Source organism: Methylobacterium cerastii (assembly GCF_022179125.1).
Lineage (GTDB): Bacteria > Pseudomonadota > Alphaproteobacteria > Rhizobiales > Beijerinckiaceae > Methylobacterium > Methylobacterium cerastii.
In genome coordinates, this window is record NZ_BPQG01000087.1 from 1 (window position 1) to 19,856 (window position 19,856).

The following is a 19,856-nucleotide window of genomic DNA, read 5'->3' on the forward strand; positions in this document are numbered from 1 at the left end:
GTAGGCCTCCTGGATCACCGCTGTCAGCGCTTTCTCGGCCATGCGTCGTGGCTCCAGGAAACCGGGGAAGTACGAGCCCTTGCGCAGCTTAGGGATACGTAACTCCACCGTGCCGGCCCGCGTCTGCCAGTCCCGGTCGCGATACCCATTGCGCTGGACCAGACGCTCGGCGCTCTTCTCGCCGTGGGCCGCGCCGGTCAGGCCGCCCACCTCCAGCTCCATCAGTCGCTCGGCTGCAAAACCGATCATCTCACGCAGCAGATCGGCGTCGGCACTCTTCTCCATCAGCCCGCGCAGGGCCATGATCTCGTCGGTCATCGGGGGTCTCTCGGGTTCGGGGTTGGTCGTCGCAACCCGACCCTACCCGGCAACCGCCGATGACCACCCCTCAGCTACACCACCGCCTGGGACACGACCCGGTCGGGACGTCGCACCGAGGGCAGACTTCGTCTCAGGGGGTATGAGAACCGGCGCCACAGAATGAGGGCAGGCCAGATTCCGCCTTTGCGCCTTCCCCTTGCGGGGCGCGCTTTGCTCACAACCCCAAGAATCCCGATTGCTTCTCTGAAAAATTTCCAGACAAATACTAACAGGATCGCGCGAGCCGCGTGTGTTGGTCACCAACCGCAGTTTGGATGCAGGAGAGCACTATGTCAGTTTACAACATTTACCTAGTGGACATTGAGGATGCCATAGGTTCAGACAATAAGAGAGCTGAGGTAAAGCATTTTATAAAAGACTACTTTGACAAAGTTTGCAAAAAAGCTGGGATCAAAGAAGGATGCTCAGTTCAGTTTGTGACTACGAACCCTCAGGCCAAAAAACATGAACTAATAATGTATTACATGAAAAGAACACCACACATCGTCGAAAATATCAAGCACGATAATTTGCCACCAACTCACGAGACATCAACTGGTTTTACAAAATGGAACAGCAAAGAACACGGGTCAGATATGGAGGCAAGCTCAGCAATGGATTCGCGCGATATTGCGAACATCACTTTCCACGAATTTATGCATCAAAAACTTCATCTCTCAGACAAGCTTCACACCAAAGACGGTCTTGCCGGAGATGTTAACTCATCGCTGTCGGAAGATAATATAAAACTGATGGCCGCCAAGCTGATGGCGAATCATCCTCAATGGACTGGTGGATTCGCAATCTTGGAAGCGAGAAAAAATGGGGATGTTCTTGCGTATTAATTAGTTCAGATTTTGGACGTCTTAGAGGCGGAAGATTGATATGGCCCTGCTAGGCCTGCGAGGCTTATGTCGTTGTTCAAAAAATGCGATACAGGGCCCTCGACGGTGCTGCTGCCGGTGCTCACCGTGATCCTGCTGATCTTGGCCGTGAAGGTCTGGCGGCACGCTTGATCGAGCGCACGTCCGCATAGGGTCGGGACCTGTCTGTCCGCTCTACGACTGGGTCGGGTGGATTTCCGCAAGTCTGCTTCGGGGCGAGAAATACCGGAAGCGGACGCCGTATCCGCGTTCGCCCGCGATCCGGAACGCACGCGATAGCCGGGGCGCAAACATCGCGGCTACGCTGTGAGGCGCCTCTGCGCCAAAGAACCGAGCAAGGTTCCGCCACTGAGCATCCCTCTATGAGCCGAGCCGGTTGGCTCGGCGCAGTGCTCAACGCGGGAAGGTGACGCCGGAAACGCGCTCGCACGCGATCAGGAGAGCGTCCTGGGTCGCTTCGATCGCGGTCACCGGATCGGGCTCTCGTGTAGCTCGATGATAAAAGTACCGGCCTGTCGAGCGCGCGAGAGCGTCGTCGCCCGTGGCGAGCCACGCCTGCGTGAGGTGTCCTTGGGCAAGGTCGTCGGAAGCGCCTGCGCCGCCCATTCGTGTCGCCACCCAACCTGGCTCCAGCGCGTTCGACAGCACGTCCGGCCATAGGCGGGCAACTGCGAAGGCCAACAACACGTCGTGGAGCTTGCTCTCGGCATAGGCCGCCAACCCCTGCCAGCGACGCCTCCTCCAGAGCAGGTCGTCGAGGTCGGCCCCGGCGCCGTGATGAAGGCCGGAACTCAGGTAGACCAGTCGCTCGGGACGCTCAATCAGAACGGTCAGGAGGTAGGGCGCCATCGTATTGACCGCGAACACGTGTGGCAGCCCGTCCTCGGTGTCTATCCGTCGGGGTTCGCGGTAGCCGACACCGGCATTGTGGATCACGGCATCGAAGCGGCCCAGGCGATTGACCTGCTCGGCCACCTCCCTGATCCCGCGCATCAAGGACAGGTCACCCGTCACTACTCCGACGGCGCCCGATGCCTCCCTCAAGGCGGTGTCCGACCGGCGCGCGTCTCGCCCATGCAGCACGACCTCGTGCCCCTGCTCGATCATCAGCTGGCCGGCCATGAGGCCCAGCCCGGTCGACGACCCGGTTATGAAGATGCGTGCCATGGTGCCTCCGACTTGCGGGTGTTTCCGACGTTGGCGTTCAGGCTCGGGCCACGAGTTGGCGGACGACGGCGTCGATGCCGGTGGCTCCCTTCGTCGAACCGGCTTGGCCGGCCTCGAACTCGATCCAGCCGGCGTTGAAGCCGTCGATCATGCGCGCCCTGGGCCCGGGATTGCGGGCACCCGCCGACCGGAACGTGGCCTCCCATGCTGCGCGCGGGACCGCCTCCATGCGCACGGGATGCCCAAGCGCTGCGGCGAAGGCTGCCGCGACCTCGTTTGGACGGACGCGAACCGGACCTTCCAGTTCGACCACGCGGCGACCGACCCACCGCTCTCGAAGCATCTCGGCGGCGACGCGACCGATGTCGGCCACCGCGACCATCGGCAAGGGCTTGTCGAGCGGCTGTAGGTAGCTCGGGATCAGACCCGTGCGGGCGGAAGCGACGTCGCCCGCGGCGTTCTCCATGAACCAGGCCGCGCGGAGAAACGCGACCGGCAGCGGGAGCATGGCGAGCGACCGCTCCACCAGCCCGAGCTGGCTGAGGAGGTTCGGCTCTGCAGCCTGGGCGCCGATGGTGGACAGGCACACCACCCGGCGAGGCCGCGCCTGCGTTAGGGCTTGGCTCAGGGCAGCGATGACACCTCGAACCTCGGGAAAACCCGGCTCCGGGTCGAATATCGGCGGGATCACGACGAACACTGCATCGACGTCAGCGAACGCGCTCGCCAGGGCGTCCGCATCGGTCATCTCGGCCAATGCGACCTCGCAGCCGCGCTCCGCCCACGGGTCACCCTTCGCAACATCACGGACGATTGCGCGGACCCGCGCACCGACTTCGAGAAGCCTGCTCGCAGCCGCCCCGCCAACCTGACCCGTGATACCCGTGATCGCGTACATGACTGTCACTCCACACTTCGCCGATGCCAAAGGATTGACATCCGAGCTGTGTTGAGGCGAACGCATTCTCCTCAGCTTGAGGATGCTAAAACGTCATCATGGCCTACGATGCACGGGTGCTCAGCGGGATCGGCGTCCTCGCCGCCATCGTCGAGGCCGGGGCCTTTTCCCGGGCCGGCGAGGCGCTCGGCCTGTCGCAATCGGGCGTTAGCCGGGCGGTATCCCGACTGGAGGGGCGTCTCGGCATCCGCCTGTTCCACCGCACCGCCAGGGCCGTGACCCTGACCGACGAGGGCCGCCGTTTCTACGAGGAGGTCCGCCCACTGCTCGACGGCCTGGAGGATGCCGCCACCCGGGCCGCGGGATCGGCGCGAGCCGTGCGCGGGCAACTGCGGATCAACACCGATGCCGCCTTTGGGCACTTCGTGCTGGCCCGAAGGCTCGGCGATTTCCTGCAGCGATTTCCGGACCTCTCCGTCGAGGTGGTGGTCCGGGACCGCATGGGCGACCTCGTCGCGGAAGGCTTCGATGTCGCCGTCCGGTTCGGCGAGCCCGAGCCGTCTGCGCTGATCGCTCGGCTGCTTTTGCGGACGCGGGTGCTTACTTGCGCGACGCCCGACTATATCGCCCGTCATGGCCGACCCGATCACCCCTCGGACCTGGACGGCGGGGATCATACCGTCATCCAGTTCAGGAACCCCGCCACCGGACATCCCTTCGATTGGGAATTCCACCGCGGCACGGAGCGCGTGGCAGTCCGGGGCAGCGGTCGGTTGACGGTGAACGATACCGGGACGCTGCTCGGGGCCTGCTTGTCCGGCCTCGGCATCGCGCAGCCGTTGGAGCTGTACGCCAAGGACTACATCGAAGACGGTCGCCTGGTGCCGCTCCTGGAGGCGTGGACGGGGGAACGCTTCCCGCTCCACGCCTACGTCCCGACCCGGCGGCACACCTCCGCCAAGGTCCAGGCGTTCCTGGCCTTCATCGGCGAGACGGCCAGGTCGGCAGAGATATCTCACTGACCGACCTATGCAGACGCATCACCAGCGATGGTGCGAACCCGCATGACGGAACCCGCCCCAGCGATGGCCGCCGCCGTGCCAACCGAAGCGACGATGCCAGCTGTAGTGGTAGCTGTAGTGCCATCGGCGGCCGCCCCACCCGTGATGGCCGAAGCGACGGTACACGGGGCCGTAGGCGAGCGGACGGAAGCCGAGGTTCGGACGGCACCAGCCGTAGAAGCCACGGTGGAAGCCGGGACCGCAGCCGTCACGGGCCTCGGCCGCCGAGCCGGCCGTGACAAGCCCCGCGGCGAGGGCAAGGGGTACGACGATCCTGCGGAACATGTCTCGCTCCTGAAGTATCCGGCACGCGACCGGATGTGGGGAAAGGGAAAGGGTTTGGACGGCTCAGTTCGGCCAGCAGCGGCGCCCGTAGGGCCCGATGTGGAAGCCAGCCGGGCAGGAGGCGCCACGAACGTAGCCACCGGCCTGACCACCGGTTCGGCAGCCGCCGTAGGGGCCGCGATGGGCGTAGGGTCCGCAGCCGCCGTAGACTTGGATGATCTCGGCACCATCCGACCCGTTGGAGACGGCATCCTGGATCAGGGGCGCGGCGGTGACCGGGACCGTGATGGCGGCCAGTAAGGCGACCGGGGCGAGATACTTCAGCATCGTTGCATCCTCTGCTCTCGTCGGGGCTCGGCGCCGCGACCGATGAGGGCAGGATCGTCCCGGGCTTCTTCCCGGATGTGACGGGCGGATGCGTCGGCGTAACGATTTGTAACGACGGCCTGGGTGGTCAGGCGATGGCGGGCAGCGTCAGGACGAGCCGGGCGCCGCCGAGCGCGGTCGCCTCGGCCACGACGGTACCGCCATGCGCCTCGGCGATCTGCCGGGCGATGGCCAGCCCCAGCCCCGTCCCGCCGGTCCCGCGGTTCCGGGAGCGCTCGATCCGGTAGTACGGGCTGAACACCGCGGAACGCTCCGATTCGGGAATGCCGGGGCCGTCGTCCTCGACCGCCACCTCGCAATCCGGACCCGTGCGCCGTACCGCGACCGCCACCGAGGAGCGCCCGAATTTGACGGCGTTGCCGATGAGATTGGCGAGCACCCTGCGCAGGGCAACCACGTCGCCGGCGACGACGGCGTCCGGTATGTCCTCGCCGGTCAAGCCGATGTTCACGCCCTGCGCGGCGTGCTCGGCGACCTCGATGGCCACGAGGTCGCCGAGATCGACGGGTGCGCGGCCGACCTCGACGGCGGTGCCGCGGGCGAAGCCGAGCGAGGTGTCGAGCAGGGCGGTCATCGCGTCGAGGTCCTCGACCAGTCGCTCCCGGCGCTCCGGTTCGGCCACGCCCTCGGCGCGTAGCCGCAGGCGGGTCAGGTACGTTTTCAGGTCGTGCGAGATCGCGCCGATCAGCAATGAGCGCTCGCCCATGAGGCCGACGATGCGCTCCTGCATGGCCTGGACGGCCTGGGACAGACAGCGGATCTCGGGGGCGCCTTGCGGAACGAGGGCCGGCTCGGGGGCACGACCGTCGAAGCGGGAGACCGCCTCTGTCAGCCGCCGCAACGGCGCGAGTTCGTGACGTGCGCCGACGAGGACGAGGCCGGCCACGACGAGCCCGAGCACCGCGACCCACAGGCTCAGGGGCTGGCCGAGCAGCCACGGCATCAGCGAGTGGTGACGCTCGATGGCGGAGACGACGACCGTCCGGCCGTCGGGCAGGGCGTAAGTGGCGGTCGCCAGACGGCCCATCACTTTCCGATTGTCGGCGTTGGCGACTTCCGCCGGATCGACGCCCCTGCGCAGCATGTCGACATCGGTGAAGGCCCGAACCTGGCCATTCGCGTCCCCTGTCAACCGCCGCAGGCGCGCTTCGAGGCGCGGCTCGCGGATTAGTCCGGTCTCGGACGGAGGTGCGTCCGTGATCTCGGCCCTCAGGGCTTCCCCGTTCACTGCATTTAGGATCGCCGGGCGTTGCGCGGGGTCCGCGTCCCGCAGCAGGGTCATGATGCCGGCGGCCTGATCGAGGCGGGGGAAGCGCGTGGCGTAGGGCGAGGCCTCCTCGTGCCGCTGCCATTTGTCCACCGCGAAGGTGGCGAGGACGAGCAGCGAGAGCGCGCCGAGCAGGATCAGCATGATCCGGCCAAGCAGGCTGATCTGCGCCATCACGATGCCCGTCCCACCGGCGCCGCCAGGATGTAGCCGGCGTTGCGCACCGTCTTGAGCAGCGCCGCCGCGGCGCTGCCCGAGGCATCGAGCTTGTGCCGCAGGCGGCTCACCTGCACATCGATGGTGCGGTCGAAGGCGTCAGCCGTCCGGCCGCGCGTCCAGTCCAGGAGTTGGTCGCGCGAGAGCACCCGCTGCGGCCGGGTGACGAAGCAGTGCAGCAGGTCGTACTCGGCGCTGGTGAGGGGGATCTCGGTCCGTGCCTCGCCGACCGTCACCCGGCGTGCCGCGAGGTCGATGACGAGATCGACGACGCCGAGCATCTCGGCGGCGTCCTCGGACGCCGGGGCGCCAGTCCCCTGTGACCGTCGCAGGACCGCGCGGATGCGGGCCAGCAGGACACGCGGGTTGAACGGCTTCGAGACGTAGTCGTCGGCTCCCATCTCCAGGCCGAGCACCCGGTCGATGTCCTCGTCCTTGGCGGTCAGCATCACGATGGGCGGCCCGCTCGCAGCACGCAGGCGCCGGCAGATCGAGAGGCCGTCCTCGCCGGGCAGCATCCAATCGAGGACGATCAGGTCCGGGGCGGGTCCGGCCGCGAGAAGTCGGTCGAGACCTGCGCCTCCGTCGACGCCGACGACGCGGAACCCCTCGCCCTCCAGATAGCCCGTGAGTTGGATGCGGATGTCGTCGTCGTCCTCGACGATGGCGATGGTGATGCTGTCGGGCATGTCACGAGGATAGGCCGCCCCGACCGGGCCGCAACGCGAAACCGGTCGCTGTCACAAAACGTTACACGGCACGCGCATCTCGTCACATCCTGGATCGGTCCGGCCGCGATGGTCACCGGCATCGCAACGGAGGCCCTCGGATGGGCCCCGACGAAACGAGGCGACGGACGCATGGCTCCAGCCCAACTGGCATCCCCGCTCTGGCATGTCGTGACCGCGCTCGCCCTGGCGGGGACGATGGCCGTCCACGGCGGCACGGTCGACGCCGCACCGCGACAGGTCGCGGCCGCGACGTCCCGATCCGGTGATGGGAGCGAGACCTATCGTGGCTATCTGATCGAGATCGGTCCGGATGTCCCGAACGCGGAGCTCGACCAGTTGCGTCGAGCGGCCGAACACCAGGTCGACCTCGTCGAGGCCACCGGGCTCGATGCGCGCACCAAGGCCTTTCTTCGGCGCTTCCCGGTGGTGGTGCAGACCGGCGCCAACGTTGGCGGCCACTACAGCGGCGGCGACCGCGTCACCATCGCAGTTGCAGACCCGAACGACGACCGACCGATCCTGCTACACGAGTACATGCACATCTACCACTTCCGGATGCTGCCAGGCGGGAATCGGAACGCGGACATCCTGACCTATTACGGGCGGGCCAGGGAGGGCGGGTTCTACTCGGCGGGCGCCTATGTCCTGAAGAACCCGGGCGAGTTCTTCGCGATGACCGCGAGCGTTTACCTGCACGGTCGGCTGGCGCGCGAGCCCTTCACACGTGAGGAGCTTCGGCAGAAACAACCGGTCTACTTCGGCTATTTGCACCACCTGTTCGGTAGCCCGCGTGCCGTATCGACCGAGCCTCCTCAAACCTCCGGGACGGCACGGCCATGATCATCGACCGACGCTCGCTGGTTCTCGGCACCGCCGCCGTGCTCGCGGCGGGCCGAGCCACCGCCGGAACCGCGTCCCTTCGGCTGTGGCCCGGCGAACCTCCGGGTGGGGGCGGACCCGACGGGTCGCCCGAGGTCGACGGGAAGGGGGCGGTCAGCAACATCGCCGTTCCCGGCCTGGAGGTGTTCGTGCCTTCCCGGCCGACCGGCACGGCGATGCTGGTCGCCGCCGGTGGCGGCTACAAGCGCATCGAGATGGAGAAGGAAGCGCGTCCGGCCGCCCGCTGGCTCGCCGCGCGGGGCATCACTGCGTTCGTTCTGAGCTACCGCCTGCCCCGGGAGGGCTGGGCCGACGGACCATTGGCCCCGCTGCAGGACGCGCAGCGCGCCCTGCGCCTGATCCGGTCGCGGGCCGGGGCGTACGGCGTCGATCCGGATCGGATCGGCATCCTGGGCTTCTCGGCCGGCGGCCACCTGGTGGGTCTCGCCGCAACGCGATCGGCCTTCGCATCGTATCGCCCGATCGATGCAGCTGACGACCTGCCCGCACGCCCGTCCGCCGCGGCCCTGATCTACCCGATCATCACTTTGGAACCGCCCTACGACCATACCTCGACGCGCGTCCAACTGGTCGGTCGCCACCCGACGCCGAGCGAGAGCGCGGAATGGTCGGTCGAGACCCATGTCCGGTCCCGTTGTCCGCCGGTCTTCCTGACTCAGGCGGCGGACGATCCGATCTCCGACATCGCGAACAGCCGGATCATGGTGCAGGCGTGCGAACGCGCCGGTGTCCGCGTGGAGGCGCATACGCTCGTCAGCGGCGGCCACGGCTTCGGGATGGGCCGGCCAGGCACGCCGAGCGCGCAATGGCCGGGCAGGTACGAGGCCTGGCTGCGAACGGTCGGCGCTCCGGCCTGACATCCGACGACCACCGATCATGGGAAAGACCGTGAACCCGACGCGATCGCGACCCGTATCCGCATGCGTCCTGGCCCTGCTCGCCGGGCCGGCGATGGCCGACACCTTGCCGCTCCGCCACGGGGCCTACGTGACGGTCGGCACGGACTGCAAGGATCCCCCGAACGTCGCCCTGCGGACTTACGACGGCGCAGGCATCGGCAGTTCCAAGTCGAACGACTGCCGGCCCCGCGTCGTGTCCCGGCAAGGAAACGTGTTCGAGATCGAGCAGTCCTGCCGGCAATACGGCGGACCGGATCTCCCCCGGGCGACCGAGCGTTCGACCGTTCGCGTCGACGGTCCAACGGCCTTCACCGACCTGACGAACAGTGCAGCCGAAGGCTACCGCCTCTGTCCCGAACTGAAGCCTTGAGCATGCCGGTCGATGATGACGGAGGACCTGGGATGACCTGCGCGATCGAGACCGTTCACGTGGCTTACGGCATCTCCAGGGCGGATGCGATCCGCGACGCCCTTCGTATGGAAGGGTGTACGGAACGCGTGGTCGCGCTTCCCGCTACCCTGAGCCATGGCCCCATCGATCCGCCGGACCCGGACACGCGCCAGGCGTGGGTCAGAACCGTCCTGCGGTGCGCTCCCGACGATGACTGGCGCGAGCCCGAGGAGCCTTGGGCCGAAGCGACCACGGCCGACGTGTATCCGGTTTATTGGGTCTGTCTGACCGACGCCGGGGAGCACGCCTGCTTCCTGGAGTTCGCCTTCCGCATGGCCGTGCGTCCGTTCGACATCGTCGATGCGACCGGTCTGGACTTCGTCACCCGGGACGGCGTGCGATCGCCGTGGTCTCTCGGCCTGATGCGGCCCGAGGACATCGTCACCTCCGGCCTGAGGGAGAGACGACGCCCCTACTCAGAAGCCGAGGCCCACGCGGCGTCAGCGACATGGGCACGGTTGCGGGCCGAGAATGCGCCGCTCCGCATCGTGCGGGACGGATGCCTGGTGTCGGCGCCGTTGACGCACTTCGATGCCGCCCTCGTCGCGCAGGGCAGGCCGGAATGGGAGATCGTCGCCGGGTTAATCGGGCGGGCGTTGCATCACCTGTCCTTCGAGGTCGACCCACCGGGCCAGTGCGTCGGCGACGTTGTCCTGTTCGGCCGCGTGCTGGCACTCGGCGCCGAGGGTGCCCTCGACGTCAGGGGCGCCGGGCCAGGGATGCGCGACTACGAGGTTCGCCTTCCGGCCATTCGTCCGCATCCGGACAGGATCCCGGGCTGATCAAGTCGGTGCCCTCGATAGGATGATAGGAATGATCGATACCTCAAGCCTCAACGTCCGCCGCGCCGACCACGTGGGGTTCGCCGTCGCCTCCCTCGACGAGGCGCTCCGCTTCTGGGTGGAGGGGTTGGGCGCACGTCTGTTGCGGACCGGCGACATGGGCGGCAAGTTCCTGGGGCAGGTCACGGGTGCCCACGGCGCGCGGGTGCGCATGGCAGTGGTGTCGCTCGGGGGGCAAGCTGTCGAACTGCTTGAGTATCGGGGAACGAGCCCACCTGCGGCGGCGCCCGCGCCGTTCGATCCGGGCTCTGCACATCTTGCCCTGATCGTCGACGATCTCGACGCGGTCTTGTCCCGCATTGTGGGCCATGGCTGGAAGGCCCAGGGCATACCGCAGCCGATCCCCACAGGCGAACGGGCCGGAACGCGGGTGGTCTATGCCGTCGGTCCGGACGGTTCCACCATCGAATTCATGCAGCCGCCGCCCGCGGGGCGCCACGCGACTTTGACTTAGGATATAGGTCGAGCCGTTTTGGTCTTCGTTAAGGCACCGCATGGTCGGTCCTGAGCCAAATCCATGTCCGCTTCCGAGTTCCGAGATCCCTTTGAGGGCTGATAGGCATCCGCATTGGGTCGGATGCGGCAGGTCCGCCTCCAGAGAAGGGTCAGGGTCTGCAAAAGCTTATAACAGCTCTCGGCCATCACCGTATTTCGATGCAAGCGGACACATCGGACGCTTCACCCGCCGCTGCAAACGCCCGACGGGCGCGCTCGATCTCTGCGTGGTGGGTCTCAGCCCAGATCCACACACCACAGAACGCTGCCCCCAAGCTCTCGCCGAGTGGCGTCAGCGTGTAATCCACGTGCGGCGGGATCACCGGATGCACGGTACGTCGCACAAGACCATCCCGCTCCATCTGCCGAACCGTCTGCGTCAGCATCTTTTGGCTGATTCGACCCACCGCCTTGCCGAGTTGCGTGAACCGTAGGGTGCCATGCTCGTCTAGAGCCTCAAGGATCAGCATAGTCCACTTGTCGGCCACCTTGGCGATGATGTCGTTCACCAGCACCTCGATCGTCGGATCGACGTCCTTCGGGATCGGCCCCCTCCGTCGTGCCTCGATCATGGGGTCTGGGGTAGCCCTACGCATCCGACGCTCTCCTTTCGGTAAGTACCAATCTTTTCGGTGCCTACTTCAGTCTGGAGAGCGTGATCGATAATTTCTTCGGCGACAACAACGAAGGTCGCCGTCATGAACTTCTCAGGCAACACCATCCGCTGATCGCACTGGCCGGCTGGCGCCTCGGACCGCGGGCAGCTTGCGGCGTCGCGCTGGTGGCGGCCTTCCTCAACATCCTCCCCATCCATGGGTTCGACGCTGGCCTGTCACCGCTCGCGGCGACGGTCCGTGCCGTGGTTCGGCTCGGAGCCTACGCGTTCGTCGTCGCCACCGTCTGCGTTTTGCGACGGGTCTACGAGCGGGAGCGATACGCAGCCCGTCACGACGCGCTGACGGGTATCCTGAACCGGGCATCGTTCGAGGCGCACGCTCACTTGGCCCTGGGAGGATGCGCGGCGAACGGATCGGTGACGGTGCTGGCCCTCGCGGACATCGACGGCTTCAAGTCCGTCAACGACACGTCCGGACATGCGGAAGGCGACGAGGTCCTCATCAGGTTAGCGTTGGCCGGCGTCGCAGCAATCGGTTGGGGCGACCGCTTCGGGCGGCTCGGGGGAGACGAGTTCGTCTTCCTGTTGCAGTCGAGCACGGTCGCGGCGGCGGTCTCCCGTGTGGAGACGATCCACCGGCGCCTCCGCGACGGCCTGAGCGGATCGAGACATCACATCGGCGTCAGCATGGGAGCCCTCGTCGTGAGTCCCGGCACGACCCTGGACTGGGCGACCGCGATCCGCGAGGCCGACCGCCTCATGTACGTCGCGAAGCGCGCCGGGACGGGGGGAGTCCGGGTCGAGAGTTTCGGGGGAAGCACAGTCTGTAGGTCAACAGCGGCAGGCGCCGACGAGGCGCCGCTCGCAGCGGCATGACGCATCCCCGCCGGGCTCGGCCAGCCTTGGTGGCCGGTCGCAGAAGTGAAGTCGCTCAAACCGCAACCCGAAGCGGCCGGCAAGGCCGCCTAAGGTAGGGCGCCGATCATGCCTTTGGCCTGGGTCATGGTGTTCTCGCACGAACGCTTGTCACCCCTCCGGTTCTCGTCGGTGGCCCGGTTGATGAACGTTCTGGCGACGGCGACGTGGTCGGCGGTCGTGACCATGTCGGGATCGCTCGGTGCGGCGAGGCGCGCCGTGGTGATGCCTCGCGGCGAGCCGGTTCGGAGGGTGTGCCCCTCCTGCAGGCCGGCGACCTGAACCGCCCCGGCGCTATCGAGACGGCGCTCGATGGTGCCGATCTGCTCGGCGTAAGAGGAGGCCATCGCGGGAAGCCGGAGTATGGCGAGGGTAAGGGCGGCAAGGTTGGGGACGATGCGCATCGGGGTGGCCTTCGACTTGACGGCAGCATCCTGGTTCCGCCCGTCGAGCTTTCGACCCGATGCCGTCCCTCACCCGTCGATGCGAGGGTAGCGCTTCCCAGAGCGTACGCCCCTCGCCATGCTGCGTCGCAACATGAAACGCGTGGCAGGTCCGTCTCCCGGTATCCCCAGGTTCGCCTGGCCATCGTCGAAGCATCGGGCGGAGCACGCGATGGCGACCGATAGGCCGGATCGGACAATGCGGATGCGATCCGGCGTCTACTCCAACATCGCCCGGCGTCGCAGGCGCTTGGAGGCGGCCCGACGGAGGATACGCGACAACGCCTCGACCGAGTACGGCTTCTGCAGGAGCTCGAAGCCGTGGTCGGTTTCCTGGGCAAGCACATGGCTGTAGCCGCTGGTCAGCACCACCGGCAGGCCCGGATACAACCGTCGCACCTGGCGTCCAAAATCGACGCCGTTCATGCCCGGCATGACCACATCGGAGAAAACGACATCGTAACTGCCGGGGCTTCCTGCCAGCGCCGCCAGGGCGTCGTCGGCGTTCGTCACCCAATGGGTGCCGTAACCGAGTTCCTGGAGGGTCTGGGTCGAGAAGGTCCCGACCTCGCGGTTGTCCTCGACGACGAGGACGTGGGTGCCGCGTCCGTCGACGACTTTGTCAACGAACGTGGGTTCTTCGGGTATGCCGAAATCGATCTCCGCGCGCGGGAGGTAGAGCGAGAATGTGGTGCCGCGTCCGACCTCGCTCTCGACCACGACCTCGCCACCCGATTGCTTGGCGAAGCCGAACACCTGGGACAGGCCGAGGCCGGTGCCCTGGCCGACGCCCTTGGTCGTGAAGAACGGTTCGAAGATCCGGTCGATCTGATCCACGGGGATGCCGGAACCGGTGTCAGTGAGCGAGATCCGGACGAAGTCGCCGTTCCGCTCGGGTTGCGAGCGCATCGCGGGCACGACGCCCACCGCCTCCACAACAATGTCGAGTTTCCCCTCCCCCTCCATCGCGTCGCGGGCGTTGACCGCCATGTTCACCAGGGCGGTGTCGAGTTGGCTCGGGTCCGCATTGATGTAGCAGGGCTCGCCGCCGACGTGGATCGCGACTGTAATCCGTGCGCCGGTAAGGGTGCCGACCATTTCGCCGATGGCCCGGACGCTGCGCCCGGCATCGAACACCTCCGGGCGCAACGCCTGCCGACGAGCAAAGGCGAGGAGCTGCCCCGTCAGCTTGGCGGCTCGGTCTACGGTGTCGGAGATCGCGCCGACGTACCGGGCCCGCCGGTCCTCGGACAGGTCCGGGCGCTTGAGCAGGTCGGTCGATGACTTGATGACCGTGAGCAGGTTGTTGAAATCGTGCGCTACGCCCCCGGTCAACTGGCCGACGGCCTCAAGCTTCTGCGATTGCCGCAACGCCTCCTCGGCCTGCAAAAGGCTGGCGGCGCGCTCCTTCTCCAAGGTGACGTCGCGGGAGACACAGTAGAGCAGCCCTTCAACCGGAACGGCTGTCCAGGACAGGGTTCGATAGCCTCCGTCGCGCGCCCGAAAACGGTTCTCGAAGGCGAGCGTGAGCGCACCGTCGGCGAGGCGCTTGACCTCAGCCCGCGTCCTTTCCCGGTCCTCGGGATGTTCGAGCCACTCCGAGGTCTTCCCGACGATGTCGTGGTAGTCCCATCCCAGGATACGGTGCCACGCCGGATTGATGCTCACCCAGATCCCGTTCGCGTCGGCGACGCCAAGCATGTCCTGGCTCACATGCCAGATTCGGTCGCGCTCCTTGGTGCGCTCGGCGACCTGGGCCGCCAGCGTCTCGTTTAGAGCCCGCAACGCGCCCTGGGCGCGGACGCGCTCGACTGCGTCCCAGATCCGGGCCGAGACCTCCTCGACCAACCCTACCTCGTCGGGCGTCCAGGCCCGCGGCTCCCGCTGGTTCACGTAGACGACCGAGCGTAAGCGTCCCTCGTGGACCTGGGGGACGGCAACGATGGCGCCGATGCCGAAGGCGTCCATCCCCAGGCCGGCCGTGTCCGCATCCGCCTCGACGTCGGGATAGACCGACGTCCGGCCGTTCCGGAGGTTGGCAACGTTCCCGGGGCCGAACGCATCAAGGGGGTAGGTGTCGGCGAGCGTCGCGACGCCGTCGACGTACTCGGTGCCGAGGGTGACGGAGAGGCCGTCCTCCTCGACGAAGCCGTAGCCCACCCGGCTCGCGCGGAGATGGCGTCCGAGGGCGTCGACGGCCGCCTGCATCCGCCCGCGCGGGCCGCCCTGGTCGCGAAGGGTGTCGGTCAGGTCGAGCAGGAAGCGCTGCCGCGCCTCGGATGCGCGCTGCTCCGCGACCCGCCGCTCCAGTTCGGCGTTGACCTTCCTGAGGCGACGCTCGTCCAGACGGCGGCCGGTGACGTCCGAGACGGTGAGCACGGCCCCGACGACCGCTCCGCCCTGGAGGATGGGGGCATTCGAGCAAACGACCTCGATGGGCGTCCCGTCATGATGGAAGAACGTGGCGTCGCGCTGCCGGAGGGTCTTCCCCTCCCGGATGGCTTGCACGAAACAGCATTCGGACGCCGGAAACAGCCGCCCGTCCGGATGATGGTGGTGGGCGGCCTCGTGCAGGTCCTGTCCGAGTAGGGCGTCGGCGTCCCATCCGAGCAGGATGTGCGCGGTCCGGTTGGCGAAGGTGACCAGGCCGTCGCGGTCGAGTTGGATCACGGCCTCGCTGACGTGGTCCGTTACGGTCTGGAGTAGGTCGGTCTGCCGCTGCAGCGCCTCAGCAGCCAAACGTTGGTCCGTCCGGTCCCTCAGGATCTTGAGATAGCCGACATGCGTACCGTCTTCGGCGCGGAGCGGCATCATCTCGCCCAGGCCAAAGAACCGCGACCCGTCCTTGCGCACGTGCCAGCGCTCGTCATTGCCGCGGCCCTCCTCGCGGCTCACGCGCATCTCGCGCTCGGGCGCACCGTCCACCGCGTCCTCCTCGGTGAAGAACAGCCGTGCCGGCCTGCCGAGCATATCGGCCTCGGACCAGCCGAGGATGGCCTCGGCACCGGCACTCCAACCGGTCACGAGGCCGTCGAGGTCGGTTGTCACGATGGCGTAGTCGCGGGCGCTGTCGAGGATCTGGCCGTGGCGGACGTCCGCTTCCCGGGCGGTGCGCAGGGCGTCGTCGCGCGCCACCATCGACCGACGCAGTTCCATCTGCGCCATGACCTGCCGCCCCAGTGCCTCCAGGGCCTCGGTCTGTTCGGTCGTCAGCCCCTCCGGTCGGGGTTTCATGTCGATCACGCACAGAGTCCCCAGTGGAACGCCCTCGGGCGTCTCCAGCCGCGCACCGGCATAAAACTTCAGCCGCGGCTCCCCGGTGACCAGCGCGTTGTCGCGGGTCCGGGGGTCGGCGGTTAGATCCGGGATGACCAACAGGCCGGGCTGCCGCAGGGCGTGGGCACAGACCGACTGCGACAGCGGGGTCTGGCAGGGGTCGAAGCCGACCCGGGCCTTGAACCACTGCCGGTCGCCGGCGACGAGGCTGACGAGCGCGACCGACGTCCCGCAGATCCGGGACGCCAGCAGAACGATGTCATCGAAGCCTCGCTCGGCCTCGGTATCGAGGATGCCATAGCCGTCGAGCGTCGCGAGCCTCGCCGGATCGTAGGCGGCTTCCGCGATGGCATCCTCAGGCGCGGCCATGGGCCGACCCGTTCGATGCTGTTACGCGGAGGGACTTCGCCTCGTCGTGCTCGATCAGAAGTCTGAGCGCCGACCTGACGACCTCGCTGATGGATGTGTAGTCCCCCTTGGCGACCTGCCCTTCGACGTAGGCGATCAGCGGCTCGGTCAGGGCGATGTGTCGGGAGTGCTTGGCGGCCATCCGCTGCCCCTAGCATCTCCCTGGGACGGTGTCGCACCTGCGACACCCCCATTCGCGGAGCTGCGTCGTCACACCGACCGCCGGCTGGGCATGTCGTTGCTAGAGCGGCATCCGATCAGGTTGGATCATAAGCGTCGTATCCCGCGGCGGCGAGGTAGCTCCGGCATTCGTCTGGTTTGAAGGCAGCGAAGGCGTTTTTGATGGCGTCCCAGAGGTCGGCAATGGTGCGCTTTGCAGCCGATCGGAGCATTGCCTTGAGCTTGGCAAAGGCCATCTCGATCGGGTTAAGGTCGGGGCTGTAGGGCGGCAGGTAGAGCAGCCGTGCACCGGCGGCCTCCACGGCCTCGCGCACGCCTTTGACCTTGTGGGCCGGGAGGTTGTCGAGGATGACGGTGTCGCCCTGCCTCAGCGCAGGGGCCAGCGTTTCGACGACGTAGGCACGGAAGCGTTCGCCGTTCGTGGCCCCGTCGAGAAGCGCGGTCGCGATCAGACCGCTGGTACGCAGGGCGGCCGTGACGGTGGTGGTCTTCCAATGTCCGAACGGCGCGGCGACCCGGCAACGCTCGCCGCGCGGGGCGCGTCCGTAGCGGCGGACCATGCTGGTGTTGGCCGCGGTCTCGTCCAGGAACACGAGGGCATCTGGGTCGAGGTCGAGTTGCCCCTCGAACCACGCCGCGCGGGCGGCCTTCACGTCCTCCCGATCCTGCTCGGTCGCGTGGCCGGTGTTTTTTTTCGCGTGATGCCGTGACGCTTGAAGAAGCGCGACAGGCTGCTCACCCCGACCCGCAGGCCGCGCTTGGCCAGCTTCTCCTGTAACTCCGGAAGGAAGATCTCGGGCTTGGCCTCGTAGGTCGAAACGATCAGGTCGGCCTGCGCTTCAATCGTCTGCGAGCGCTGATCCCCGCCCATCGGTTTGGGTGCGATCCGCCCTTCTTGCGCGAAGCTCTCGTACCAGCGGATCGCGCTGGTCGGGCTTACGCCGAACAGCTTGGCCGCCTGACGGCGCGACGCGCCTTCCTCGACGGCGGCCACGACACGCTCGCGCAGATCGACGGATAGGGCAGATGGCATGCGGCTCTCCTGCGAAAGCCACGCAGGGAATCACATCAAACCCCGACCGGTAAACCCCGGTGATTCAGCCCGGTCGGATGCCGCTCTAGGTCGACCGGGTGATGCGGCGGCCGATAATGGGGCGTCGGGAGTAGCGGCACCGCGACTGATATTCGGTCGATTTCGGACCCCGACTGAGTCCCAAACCTGAGTTAACAACCGTTCCAAACGGAGGCTGTTCCCCCTGCCTGAGAAGTCTGCCTCCTCCAGGGGGGGCCGTACCGCCCGTCCACGTGCATCGACGATTGCGGCCCACGTTCGAATTCTCACCGTCGAAGCCGGGGTAAGGATCGCGTCTAGGGCGGTTCCCTGGGCCGCCGAATGACCCTTACGGCCCCCAGCGCGTTCACTGCCGTGAGCCCACCTACGCAGGAGCGCCGATGTCGAGCATGACCAAGCGCAAGGCACGTCTGATCGTCCACGGCGACCAGCCCTACAACGCCGAACCGCCCCTCGACCGATTGCGGGCCTCCTACCGAACACCGGCGGAGGACTTCTACGTCCGCTCGCACGGCAACCTACCGGACCTCGACGCGGCAACCTGGCGCCTCACCGTCGATGGCGGGACCGGCACCACGCTTGAGTTGTCGCTATCCGATCTACGGACCCGCTATCCGGTAGCCATGGTCACGGCCACGATGCAGTGCGCCGGCAATCGCCGCGCCGACATGCGGATGGTCGCCCCGGTGTCGGGCGACCCGTGGGACGCCGGAGCCATCGGCACCGCCGAATGGACCGGGGTGCGGCTCGGCGACGTCCTACGCGATGCGGGGGTAGACGAGCGCGTGGGTCTCCATGTCGCCTTCGAGAGCCACGACATGGTGGAAGGCCATCCCTACGGCGCCTCGATCCCGCTCGCGAAGGCGATGGCGACCGAGACCTTGCTGGCCTACGCCATGAACGGCGAAGCCTTGCTCCCGGAGCACGGCTTTCCGGTACGCGCGGTGGTGCCGGGCTTCGCCGGCGTGCGCAGCCCCAAGTGGCTCCGGCGTTTGACCGTCCAGGACCATCCATCTGACAACCCGATCCAGGCCGGCGACTACAAGCTGTACCCGGCCGACGTGACCGCCGAGACTGCCGATCCGGCCAATGGCCACACCATCGATACGATGCCGTTGAACGCCGCGATCTGCGAGCCCGGGTCTGGGGCCGCGCTCAAATCGGGGAGCAACAGGATCCGCGGCTACGCGGTGAGCGGGGATCGGGCCGTCGTACGCGTCGACGTCTCCGGGAACGGGGGCCGATCCTGGGTGCAGGCCGAGCTCGAACACGAGGCCGACGCTCCGTTCGCATGGACGTTCTGGAGCACGAGCCTCGACCTGCCTCCGGGCGAGCATGAGCTCGCCGTGCGCGCCTGGGACGAAGCGGGCCAGACGCAGCCGGCACTGCCGGACGAGACCTGGAACCATAAGGGCTACCTATGCGCCTGCTGGCATCGGGTGCGAGTGAACGTCACCTAGGGACGGACGGCCTGGCATGTCGGCTACCGCCACCCTCATGGACGACGTCATGCCTGGCGGTCATCCCGATCCTGTCGTGCATGGCGCCGCAACGTCCCACGGTGGCGGGAGTTTCCCGTGCGTCGAGGCGCTGGGCGCGCCTTCGCCAGCCCCGAGCCCCAAGGAACATCATGTCCCGCGAGACCAGCATCCAGGCGACCGAGAAATTCGGCGAACTCGTCAACAGCGGCCATTTCGACGCCTTCCCCGAGGTCGTCGCACCGGACTGCCACGACCACGACCCGGCGCCGGGCCAGCACATGGGTCCCGAGGGATACCAGGCCTTCTTCACCGAACTCCGCACCGCGTTCCCCGACATGCAGGTCGAGGTGAAGAAGCTCGTCGCGGACGGTGACAGCGTCGCCTTCGCCTACACGCTCACCGGCACGCACCAGGGAGACTTCAACGGCCACAAGCCGACCGGGAAGGCCGTCAAGGTCCGCGGCATGCAGATCGGTCGCTTCGTCGACGGCAAGATGGTCGAAAGGTGGGGCTCGTCCGACGAGCTCGGCATCCTGAAGCAGATCGGCGCCATCAAGGGTTGATGGAGACATCCGCCAAGGCGTCCCGGCCGCGGGACGTCTCCAAGACATGACCCGGGGCG

22 protein-coding genes are annotated in these 19,856 nt (G+C 67.0%); 10 read left to right on the top strand and 12 right to left on the bottom strand.

The annotated features are described in order from the left end of the window. On the bottom strand, positions 1 to 318 hold a 318-nt coding region (locus MFF13_RS23075), incomplete at its 3' end, for a transposase (protein ID WP_238273037.1). Positions 319 to 650: 332 nt separating this feature from the next. On the opposite strand from MFF13_RS23075, the gene MFF13_RS23080 reads away from it, so the two are divergent. Further along, positions 651 to 1,205: a hypothetical protein gene (locus tag MFF13_RS23080; protein WP_238273038.1), complete on the top strand. Its 555-nt coding sequence runs from the start codon at positions 651 to 653 to the stop codon at positions 1,203 to 1,205. 432 nt (positions 1,206 to 1,637) lie between these two features. Here the strand turns inward: MFF13_RS23080 and MFF13_RS23085 are convergent, their stop codons facing one another. Continuing rightward, positions 1,638 to 2,411 carry an SDR family NAD(P)-dependent oxidoreductase gene (locus MFF13_RS23085; protein WP_147753419.1) on the bottom strand — a complete coding sequence of 258 codons (774 nt, stop codon included), beginning with the start codon at positions 2,409 to 2,411 and terminating at the stop codon, positions 1,638 to 1,640. Between the two features lie 37 nt (positions 2,412 to 2,448). Further along, a complete protein-coding gene (locus tag MFF13_RS23090) occupies positions 2,449 to 3,309 on the bottom strand; it encodes an NmrA family NAD(P)-binding protein (RefSeq protein ID WP_147753418.1) in 861 nt (286 codons plus the stop codon). 98 nt (positions 3,310 to 3,407) lie between these two features. Between MFF13_RS23090 and MFF13_RS23095 the strand changes: the two genes are divergently transcribed. Further along, positions 3,408 to 4,331 carry a LysR family transcriptional regulator gene (locus tag MFF13_RS23095; protein ID WP_147753417.1) on the top strand — a complete coding sequence of 308 codons (924 nt, stop codon included), beginning with the start codon at positions 3,408 to 3,410 and terminating at the stop codon, positions 4,329 to 4,331. An 18-nt stretch (positions 4,332 to 4,349) separates the two neighbouring features. On the opposite strand, the gene MFF13_RS23100 is transcribed toward MFF13_RS23095, so the two are convergent. The 4 genes from MFF13_RS23100 to MFF13_RS23115 form a co-directional block, all read right to left on the bottom strand. Then, the gene (locus MFF13_RS23100) at positions 4,350 to 4,655 is read right to left on the bottom strand and encodes a GCG_CRPN prefix-to-repeats domain-containing protein (protein WP_147753416.1); all 306 of its coding nucleotides are present in this window, start codon (positions 4,653 to 4,655) and stop codon (positions 4,350 to 4,352) included. A gap of 63 nt (positions 4,656 to 4,718) precedes the next feature. Beyond that, positions 4,719 to 4,982, bottom strand: coding sequence for a GCG_CRPN prefix-to-repeats domain-containing protein (locus MFF13_RS23105; RefSeq protein ID WP_147753415.1), 264 nt, complete (start codon positions 4,980 to 4,982; stop codon positions 4,719 to 4,721). Positions 4,983 to 5,109: 127 nt separating this feature from the next. Further along, positions 5,110 to 6,483, bottom strand: a complete 1,374-nt coding sequence (locus MFF13_RS23110; protein ID WP_147763751.1) for a sensor histidine kinase — start codon at positions 6,481 to 6,483, stop codon at positions 5,110 to 5,112. Further along, positions 6,483 to 7,214, bottom strand: coding sequence for a response regulator (locus MFF13_RS23115; RefSeq protein ID WP_147812606.1), 732 nt, complete (start codon positions 7,212 to 7,214; stop codon positions 6,483 to 6,485). Before MFF13_RS23115 ends, MFF13_RS23110 begins: the two co-directional genes overlap by 1 nt. Before the next feature lie 171 nt (positions 7,215 to 7,385). Between MFF13_RS23115 and MFF13_RS23120 the strand changes: the two genes are divergently transcribed. The 5 genes from MFF13_RS23120 (at position 7,386) to MFF13_RS23140 (ending at position 10,802) form a co-directional block, all read left to right on the top strand. Next, positions 7,386 to 8,096 carry a hypothetical protein gene (locus MFF13_RS23120; RefSeq protein ID WP_238273039.1) on the top strand — a complete coding sequence of 237 codons (711 nt, stop codon included), beginning with the start codon at positions 7,386 to 7,388 and terminating at the stop codon, positions 8,094 to 8,096. Then, a complete protein-coding gene (locus MFF13_RS23125; RefSeq protein WP_147752599.1) occupies positions 8,096 to 9,013 on the top strand; it encodes an alpha/beta hydrolase in 918 nt (305 codons plus the stop codon). The genes MFF13_RS23120 and MFF13_RS23125 overlap by 1 nt, the downstream gene beginning before the upstream one ends. Positions 9,014 to 9,107: 94 nt before the next feature. Next, the gene (locus MFF13_RS23130; RefSeq protein WP_147752595.1) at positions 9,108 to 9,425 is read left to right on the top strand and encodes a hypothetical protein; all 318 of its coding nucleotides are present in this window, start codon (positions 9,108 to 9,110) and stop codon (positions 9,423 to 9,425) included. 32 nt (positions 9,426 to 9,457) lie between these two features. Further along, positions 9,458 to 10,288, top strand: coding sequence for a DUF3658 domain-containing protein (locus tag MFF13_RS23135; protein ID WP_238273040.1), 831 nt, complete (start codon positions 9,458 to 9,460; stop codon positions 10,286 to 10,288). Positions 10,289 to 10,319: 31 nt separating this feature from the next. Beyond that, positions 10,320 to 10,802, top strand: a complete 483-nt coding sequence (locus MFF13_RS23140) for a VOC family protein (protein WP_238273041.1) — start codon at positions 10,320 to 10,322, stop codon at positions 10,800 to 10,802. A 187-nt stretch (positions 10,803 to 10,989) separates the two neighbouring features. On the opposite strand, the gene MFF13_RS23145 is transcribed toward MFF13_RS23140, so the two are convergent. Then, positions 10,990 to 11,439, bottom strand: coding sequence for a winged helix-turn-helix transcriptional regulator (locus MFF13_RS23145; protein WP_147752592.1), 450 nt, complete (start codon positions 11,437 to 11,439; stop codon positions 10,990 to 10,992). Between the two features lie 59 nt (positions 11,440 to 11,498). On the opposite strand from MFF13_RS23145, the gene MFF13_RS23150 reads away from it, so the two are divergent. Further along, positions 11,499 to 12,335 carry a GGDEF domain-containing protein gene (locus MFF13_RS23150; protein WP_238273042.1) on the top strand — a complete coding sequence of 279 codons (837 nt, stop codon included), beginning with the start codon at positions 11,499 to 11,501 and terminating at the stop codon, positions 12,333 to 12,335. A gap of 89 nt (positions 12,336 to 12,424) precedes the next feature. On the opposite strand, the gene MFF13_RS23155 is transcribed toward MFF13_RS23150, so the two are convergent. From MFF13_RS23155 to MFF13_RS23170, 4 genes are all read right to left on the bottom strand, one after another. Further along, positions 12,425 to 12,778 (bottom strand): hypothetical protein, encoded by a 354-nt coding sequence (locus MFF13_RS23155; RefSeq protein WP_238273043.1) that lies wholly within the window; start codon positions 12,776 to 12,778, stop codon positions 12,425 to 12,427. Between the two features lie 258 nt (positions 12,779 to 13,036). Further along, complete coding sequence (locus MFF13_RS23160) at positions 13,037 to 16,462, bottom strand: PAS domain S-box protein (RefSeq protein ID WP_238273044.1); 3,426 nt, start codon at positions 16,460 to 16,462, stop codon at positions 13,037 to 13,039. After that, positions 16,449 to 16,643, bottom strand: a complete 195-nt coding sequence (locus MFF13_RS23165; protein ID WP_147765272.1) for a type II toxin-antitoxin system ParD family antitoxin — start codon at positions 16,641 to 16,643, stop codon at positions 16,449 to 16,451. The genes MFF13_RS23160 and MFF13_RS23165 overlap by 14 nt, the downstream gene beginning before the upstream one ends. Before the next feature lie 115 nt (positions 16,644 to 16,758). Then, positions 16,759 to 17,714, bottom strand: a protein-coding gene (locus MFF13_RS23170) for an IS630 family transposase (protein WP_238273045.1) whose coding sequence is annotated in 2 segments (ribosomal slippage) — positions 16,759 to 17,378 and positions 17,378 to 17,714 — 957 coding nt in all. Because the reading frame shifts where the segments join, the coding sequence is not laid out codon by codon here. A gap of 419 nt (positions 17,715 to 18,133) precedes the next feature. Here MFF13_RS23170 and MFF13_RS23175 point away from each other — a divergent pair. Further along, positions 18,134 to 19,213 carry a molybdopterin-dependent oxidoreductase gene (locus MFF13_RS23175; RefSeq protein ID WP_238273046.1) on the top strand — a complete coding sequence of 360 codons (1,080 nt, stop codon included), beginning with the start codon at positions 18,134 to 18,136 and terminating at the stop codon, positions 19,211 to 19,213. Positions 19,214 to 19,383: 170 nt separating this feature from the next. Then, on the top strand, positions 19,384 to 19,797 hold the full coding sequence (locus tag MFF13_RS23180; RefSeq protein ID WP_147765289.1) for an ester cyclase: 414 nt from the start codon (positions 19,384 to 19,386) through the stop codon (positions 19,795 to 19,797). Positions 19,798 to 19,856: the final 59 nt, after the last annotated feature.

Bases quoted from the DNA above. Each gene is read 5' to 3' on its own strand.
- MFF13_RS23110 (WP_147763751.1), bottom strand. From the start codon at position 6,483: ATGGCGCAGATCAGCCTGCTTGGCCGGATCATGCTGATCCTGCTCGGC.
- MFF13_RS23115 (WP_147812606.1), bottom strand. From the start codon at position 7,214: ATGCCCGACAGCATCACCATCGCCATCGTCGAGGACGACGACGACATC.
- MFF13_RS23095 (WP_147753417.1), top strand. From the start codon at position 3,408: ATGGCCTACGATGCACGGGTGCTCAGCGGGATCGGCGTCCTCGCCGCC.
- MFF13_RS23160 (WP_238273044.1), bottom strand. From the start codon at position 16,462: ATGGCCGCGCCTGAGGATGCCATCGCGGAAGCCGCCTACGATCCGGCG.
- MFF13_RS23140 (WP_238273041.1), top strand. From the start codon at position 10,320: ATGATCGATACCTCAAGCCTCAACGTCCGCCGCGCCGACCACGTGGGG.
- MFF13_RS23180 (WP_147765289.1), top strand. From the start codon at position 19,384: ATGTCCCGCGAGACCAGCATCCAGGCGACCGAGAAATTCGGCGAACTC.
- MFF13_RS23085 (WP_147753419.1), bottom strand. From the start codon at position 2,411: ATGGCACGCATCTTCATAACCGGGTCGTCGACCGGGCTGGGCCTCATG.
- MFF13_RS23135 (WP_238273040.1), top strand. From the start codon at position 9,458: ATGACCTGCGCGATCGAGACCGTTCACGTGGCTTACGGCATCTCCAGG.
- MFF13_RS23130 (WP_147752595.1), top strand. From the start codon at position 9,108: ATGGCCGACACCTTGCCGCTCCGCCACGGGGCCTACGTGACGGTCGGC.
- MFF13_RS23165 (WP_147765272.1), bottom strand. From the start codon at position 16,643: ATGGCCGCCAAGCACTCCCGACACATCGCCCTGACCGAGCCGCTGATC.
- MFF13_RS23120 (WP_238273039.1), top strand. From the start codon at position 7,386: ATGGCTCCAGCCCAACTGGCATCCCCGCTCTGGCATGTCGTGACCGCG.
- MFF13_RS23100 (WP_147753416.1), bottom strand. From the start codon at position 4,655: ATGTTCCGCAGGATCGTCGTACCCCTTGCCCTCGCCGCGGGGCTTGTC.
- MFF13_RS23105 (WP_147753415.1), bottom strand. From the start codon at position 4,982: ATGCTGAAGTATCTCGCCCCGGTCGCCTTACTGGCCGCCATCACGGTC.
- MFF13_RS23090 (WP_147753418.1), bottom strand. From the start codon at position 3,309: ATGTACGCGATCACGGGTATCACGGGTCAGGTTGGCGGGGCGGCTGCG.
- MFF13_RS23155 (WP_238273043.1), bottom strand. From the start codon at position 12,778: ATGCGCATCGTCCCCAACCTTGCCGCCCTTACCCTCGCCATACTCCGG.
- MFF13_RS23145 (WP_147752592.1), bottom strand. From the start codon at position 11,439: ATGCGTAGGGCTACCCCAGACCCCATGATCGAGGCACGACGGAGGGGG.
- MFF13_RS23175 (WP_238273046.1), top strand. From the start codon at position 18,134: ATGTCGAGCATGACCAAGCGCAAGGCACGTCTGATCGTCCACGGCGAC.
- MFF13_RS23080 (WP_238273038.1), top strand. From the start codon at position 651: ATGTCAGTTTACAACATTTACCTAGTGGACATTGAGGATGCCATAGGT.